Source organism: Aeromicrobium sp. (assembly GCF_032084975.1).
Lineage (GTDB): Bacteria > Actinomycetota > Actinomycetes > Propionibacteriales > Nocardioidaceae > Aeromicrobium.
Genome location: NZ_DAMDLR010000119.1, coordinates 1 through 5232, shown reverse-complemented (window position 1 = coordinate 5232; position 5232 = coordinate 1). Strand labels below are relative to the sequence as shown.

General features: G+C 69.6%; 5 protein-coding genes. 3 read left to right on the top strand and 2 right to left on the bottom strand.

The window, feature by feature from the left end:
- Window positions 1-241 (bottom strand): hypothetical protein (locus tag RT323_RS15885; RefSeq protein ID WP_313410179.1); only part of this gene is annotated, 241 nt, incomplete at its 3' end.
- Window positions 242-633: 392 nt separating this feature from the next.
- Here RT323_RS15885 and sucC point away from each other — a divergent pair.
- Together sucC and sucD are read left to right on the top strand one after the other, a co-directional pair.
- A complete protein-coding gene (gene sucC / locus RT323_RS15880; protein ID WP_313410177.1) occupies window positions 634-1797 on the top strand; it encodes an ADP-forming succinate--CoA ligase subunit beta in 1164 nt (387 codons plus the stop codon).
- Between the two features lie 10 nt (window positions 1798-1807).
- A complete protein-coding gene (sucD, locus tag RT323_RS15875; protein WP_313410175.1) occupies window positions 1808-2704 on the top strand; it encodes a succinate--CoA ligase subunit alpha in 897 nt (298 codons plus the stop codon).
- 147 nt (window positions 2705-2851) lie between these two features.
- On the opposite strand, the gene RT323_RS15870 is transcribed toward sucD, so the two are convergent.
- Window positions 2852-4669 carry a hypothetical protein gene (locus tag RT323_RS15870; protein WP_313410174.1) on the bottom strand — a complete coding sequence of 606 codons (1818 nt, stop codon included), beginning with the start codon at window positions 4667-4669 and terminating at the stop codon, window positions 2852-2854.
- Window positions 4670-4742: 73 nt separating this feature from the next.
- On the opposite strand from RT323_RS15870, the gene RT323_RS15865 reads away from it, so the two are divergent.
- Window positions 4743-5232, top strand: a 490-nt coding sequence (locus RT323_RS15865) for a DUF6350 family protein (RefSeq protein WP_313410172.1), incomplete at its 3' end; no start/stop codon positions are given.

Genomic DNA, 5232 nt, shown 5'->3' with positions numbered 1-5232 from the left:
CAGCGCGACGGGCACCGGGGATGCGGCCCTCAGGCAGCGAGCCGACGGCGGGGAAGGTGATGGTGTCGTCGACGACGACAGGGCGGGCGGTGACGGGCGACGCGGTCGGCACCTCGACGGCGGGGCGCGGAGCCTTGACCGGCTCGGGGCGCTTGGCGCGGCGTCCACCGGCGTACGTCTGCGACGAGGGCTCGGCAGTCACGGCCGAGATCAGCATCGTGGACTCGGTATCGGCGTCCACCGGGCGGCGCGCACGCCGCGACCCGACCGGACGATTCGAGGAGGAGAGGTCCGTTCCGGGCGCATCCGGGGTCGACCGACCGCTCTGGGAGCGATCGTGTTCGGCCATACGTGCGCCTCCGGGGGGTTCAGGCAAACGGACCAGCCCAGACTAGGGGACGCTCGGTGCCGTAATCCAATGCTATGACAAATGCAACCCGCGTTAACGCACGAATAACAGAGCAAAGTCGAATTCGCACGTCCGCATGACGGGACGGTGTTTCAACTCACGTTTACGGAACCCGCGCCAAACGGGCCGTTAACGCAGGGGTAGAGTCGCGAGCGCTCCGGCGTCCGTGGGTTCGACTGCGCGTGCGCCGGAACCACCGCGAACCCCACCAATAAGGACGTCCCGTGGACCTGATGGAGTATCAGGCGAAGGAACTCTTCGCCAAGCACAACGTTTCGACCACCATCGGCACCGTGGTCACCACGGCCGAGGAGGCCAGGGCTGCCGCCGAGCAGATCGGCGGCGTCACCGTCATCAAGGCGCAGGTCAAGGCCGGCGGCCGCGGCAAGGCCGGCGGCGTCAAGATCGCCAAGACCGCCGACGAGGCCTTCGAGCACGCGTCGAACATCCTGGGCATGGAGATCAAGGGCCTCACGGTCAACCGCGTGCTCGTCACGCCGGCGACCCCGCCGGTCGAGGAGTACTACTTCTCCTTCCTGCTGGACCGCGCGAACCGCAGCTACCTGTGCATCGCCAGCGTCGAGGGCGGCGTCGAGATCGAGGAGGTCGCCAAGACCAACCCCGAGGCCGTGCGCCAGATCCAGATCGATGCCGGCACCGGTGTCGACGAGGCCAAGGCTCGCGAGATCGTCGCCGACGCCAAGTTCCCGGCCGAGCTGGCCGAGCAGGCCGTCGAGATGATCCAGAGCCTGTGGAAGGTCTTCGTCGAGGAGGACGCCACCCTGGTCGAGGTCAACCCCCTCGCCCGCCTGGAGGGTGACAAGCTCGAGGCGCTCGACGGCAAGGTCTCGCTCGACGAGAACGCCGAGTTCCGTCACCCCGAGCACGAGGCGTTCGTCGACAACGACGCCACCGACCCGCTCGAGGTCAAGGCCAAGTCGAAGGGCCTGAACTACGTCAAGCTCGACGGCCAGGTCGGCATCATCGGCAACGGCGCCGGGCTCGTCATGAGCACGCTCGACGTGGTCGCCTACGCCGGCGAGGCGCACGGCGGCGTCAAGCCCGCCAACTTCCTCGACATCGGCGGCGGCGCCTCGGCGCAGGTCATGGCCGACGGCCTGGACGTCATCCTGCACGACCCGCAGGTCAAGAGCGTGTTCGTGAACGTCTTCGGCGGGATCACGTCGTGCGACGCCGTCGCGAACGGCATCAAGGGTGCGCTGGAGATCCTCGGCGACGAGGCCAAGAAGCCCCTGGTCGTGCGTCTCGACGGCAACAAGGTCGACGAGGGTCGCGCGATTCTCAACGAACTCAACCACCCGCTGGTCACCCTCGTCGACACCATGGATGGTGCCGCCGACAAGGCCGCCGAGCTCGCGAACGCGTAAGGGACGAAACATGTCGATCTATCTGAACTCCGACTCCAAGGTCATCGTCCAGGGCATCACGGGCGGTGAGGGCACCAAGCACACCGCCCTCATGCTCAAGTCCGGCACCAACGTCGTGGGCGGCGTCAACGCCCGCAAGGCCGGCACGACGGTCACGCACGTCGACGCCGACGGCAACGACGTCGAGCTGCCCGTCTTCGGCTCGGTCGCCGAGGCCATCGAGAAGACGGGCGCCGACGTGTCGGTCGCCTTCGTCCCGCCGGCGTTCACCAAGGACGCCGTCGTCGAGGCCATCGACGCCGAGATCGGGCTGCTGGTCATCATCACCGAGGGTGTCCCGGTGCAGGACACGGCCGAGTTCTGGGCCTACGCCCAGGGCAAGAAGACCCGCATCATCGGCCCGAACTGCCCCGGCATCATCAGCCCCGGTCAGGCGCTCGCCGGCATCACGCCGGCCACGATCGCCGGCGCGGGCCCGGTCGGCCTCGTGTCGAAGTCCGGCACGCTGACCTACCAGATGATGTTCGAGCTGCGTGACTTCGGCTTCACCACCGCCATCGGCATCGGCGGCGACCCGGTCATCGGCACGACGCACATCGATGCGCTCGAGGCGTTCGAGAACGACCCGGACACCAAGGCGATCGTCATGATCGGCGAGATCGGCGGCGACGCCGAGGAGCGTGCGGCCGAGTACATCAAGGCCAATGTCACCAAGCCGGTCGTCGGCTACGTCGCGGGCTTCACGGCTCCCGAGGGCAAGACGATGGGCCACGCCGGCGCCATCGTGTCCGGCTCGTCGGGCACCGCCCAGGCGAAGAAGGAGGCCCTCGAGGCCGCGGGCGTCAAGGTCGGCAAGACGCCGTCCGAGACGGCCGCGCTCATGCGGGAGATCCTGCAGGGTCTCTGACCCCGATCAGCACGACGCCCCCGCGAGCCTCGGCTCGCGGGGGCGTCGTTCTGTTGTCGGTTTCCCCGGTTAAGTGGGTTTCCTGTCACTTCACGAGGGTTGCGATCCTCGTGAAGTGACAGCTTCCCCGCTTAACCGGGGAAACCGTCACTGTGGCAGGTGCACGAGCCGCTCGGCGGCCCGGTGCAGGACGCTGCGGAACTCGCCGCCGGAGATGCTGAACTTGCCGGCCGGCGGGAAGAGCAGCTGCGTGACGGTGTCGCCGCTTCGGGCCAGGCCCATCCGGTAGTAGACGACCTCGTCCTTGCCGACCTCGAGGCCGACGCGCCACGACGTGCCGCTGAAGCCGTCGCCCTTGAGCTCCTTCTCGTCGTCGATGCGGGCCGGCAGGTCGCCGTCCGGGCATTCGGCGACGCGATCCTGCAGCTCCTCGATGTAGGCCTTCGCGGCCTTGGCGCTGGTCATCCGCCCGACGGTCTGGGTGAGCGCGAACTGGTCGGGCAGCTGCTCGGCCTCGGGGATCGCGAACACGCGCGCACCGGACTGGACGAACTGCTTACCCGTGAAGGACGCCCTCTCGCACATCGTGGCGGTGGGGTTCTCCTTCTCGGTGAGCGCGATCGGGTCGCTGGCGCTCCACACGCTGTCGATCGCGGCCACCGGCGGGAGGTCCACGACGCCGAGGTAGCCGGGGAAGCGGGCGGCCTGCGGCGGGACGGTCGAGCTGACGGTGAACCGCGTCGAGCAGTCGCCTCCGGACTCGGAGCACACGCGGCTGATCGAGTCGTTGAGCACGCGTGCGAACTGGCGGACCTTGGTGCGCTCGGTGCCGGGCGACTCGTGCACGAGCGTGCTGGTCAGCGTGCCCGACTGGGCGAGGCCGACGGTGATGAACCGGGCCGGCGAGCGGTACGACTGCAGCCGCAGGATCTGGAAGTCGCCGAAGGGCCGCTCGACGCGGTAGGCGTCGACCAGGCGGGTGCGCGGGTGCTCGCAGTTGGAGTAGAACGACACGAGCCGCTCGAAGGCCGCCTCGGACGCCTGCTGCGACCGCGAGACCTCGATGGCCTGGGCGACCCGGTCCTGGGCGTCCGAGGTGTACGCGCGGACGAAGACCTTGATCGGGTCGGGGTCGGCGAAGCGGGTGGTGGGGCAGGTCGCGTACGGCGTCGTGTTGCTGGCGTCGGTGTCCGTCGCGTCGACGGACCACTGCGCATCGGACCGCAGGTTCGCGACCTCGCCGACGGCCAACAGGTCGTCGGTGCCGATGTTGTGGGAGTCCAGCACGATGTCGCGCGACTCCGAGCCGATCTTCTCGCGATCGGGCAGCGCGCTCTGACGCGCCATGGCGTCTCCGTCGGCGACGAACGCACCGCCGATCAGGGTCAACACGAGTGCCAGCGCGACCAGCAGCACCGTGTTGCGCCGGGCGCCACGGGTGGCCGACCGGCGCACCTCGGCCGCACTCGGCAGGTCGAGCCCGGCGGTGATGACGGCCAGGGCACGCATCCGCTCGACGACCTCGTCGATCGTGGCGCGCAGGCCCTCCTCGAGGCGGCTGAACCCACGCGAGGCGAGCTCGATCGCGGTCTCGTCGTCGACCCCCACCTCGACCGCGGCCGCGTCCAGGTCGAGGTCGGCGATCGTCAGCAGGCTCAGCAGCCGCCGGGTGGGCTGGTCGAGCTCCATGAGCTGCGTGAGCAGCGCCTCGTCGGTCTGGTGCGGGCGCCGTTTGCGCCACGGGTGCGCGCCGCGACTGAGGGCCGTGGCCTTCCAGGCCTCGGAGCGCACGAACGCGGTGGGGTCGGCGGCGGAGACGCGCATCCACTGCTGCCAGGCGTGCCGGTAGGCATCGATCGTGGCGTCGCGCGCCACGTCCCGATCGCCGCATTTCGCGTACGTCGTGACGAGGATCACGCGCTGCGTCGAGGCGTAGAAGGCGTCGAACTCGTCGACCCGCGTCATCGTGCTGCCCTCCTCGACTTCGCCCCGGCGTGTGCTGTCAGAATCCTCGCCACACTACCGCTTGGATGGTGAGATGCCCGAGTCCCGTGCTGCCGATCAGTGGCGCCCGGCGATCCTCACGGCGGTCGGCTCGGCCGTCGTCAGCGTGTTGATCGCCGCCGTCGCCGTCGGTTCCAGCGGGATCGCCGGCACGACCGTCGAGACCGTGCGCACCGCCGTGCGGACGTGGCTGGTCGCCGTCGGCGCGACCCTCACGACCGACGACATCCGCATCGGCGTCGTCCCGATCGGCGCGACGATCGTGGTCGTCCTGGCCGTCTTCGTGCTCACCCGGCTCACCCTGCGCACGCCCATCGCCGACCCGGGTGCGTTCGGCGCGATGGCGGGCGGGATCGCCGGCGTGCTCGCCGCGCTCTGCTCGGCACTCACCTCGACGGACGCCAACGGCACCTCGTTCATCCGCGCCGCGTTCGGTGCCTTCGTCGTCGTCGGCCTGCCCGCGGCGTGGGGCGCCTCGCGCCGGTCGCGGCTCGCCTGGCTGGGCCTCTCCCCCCGCTGGACGC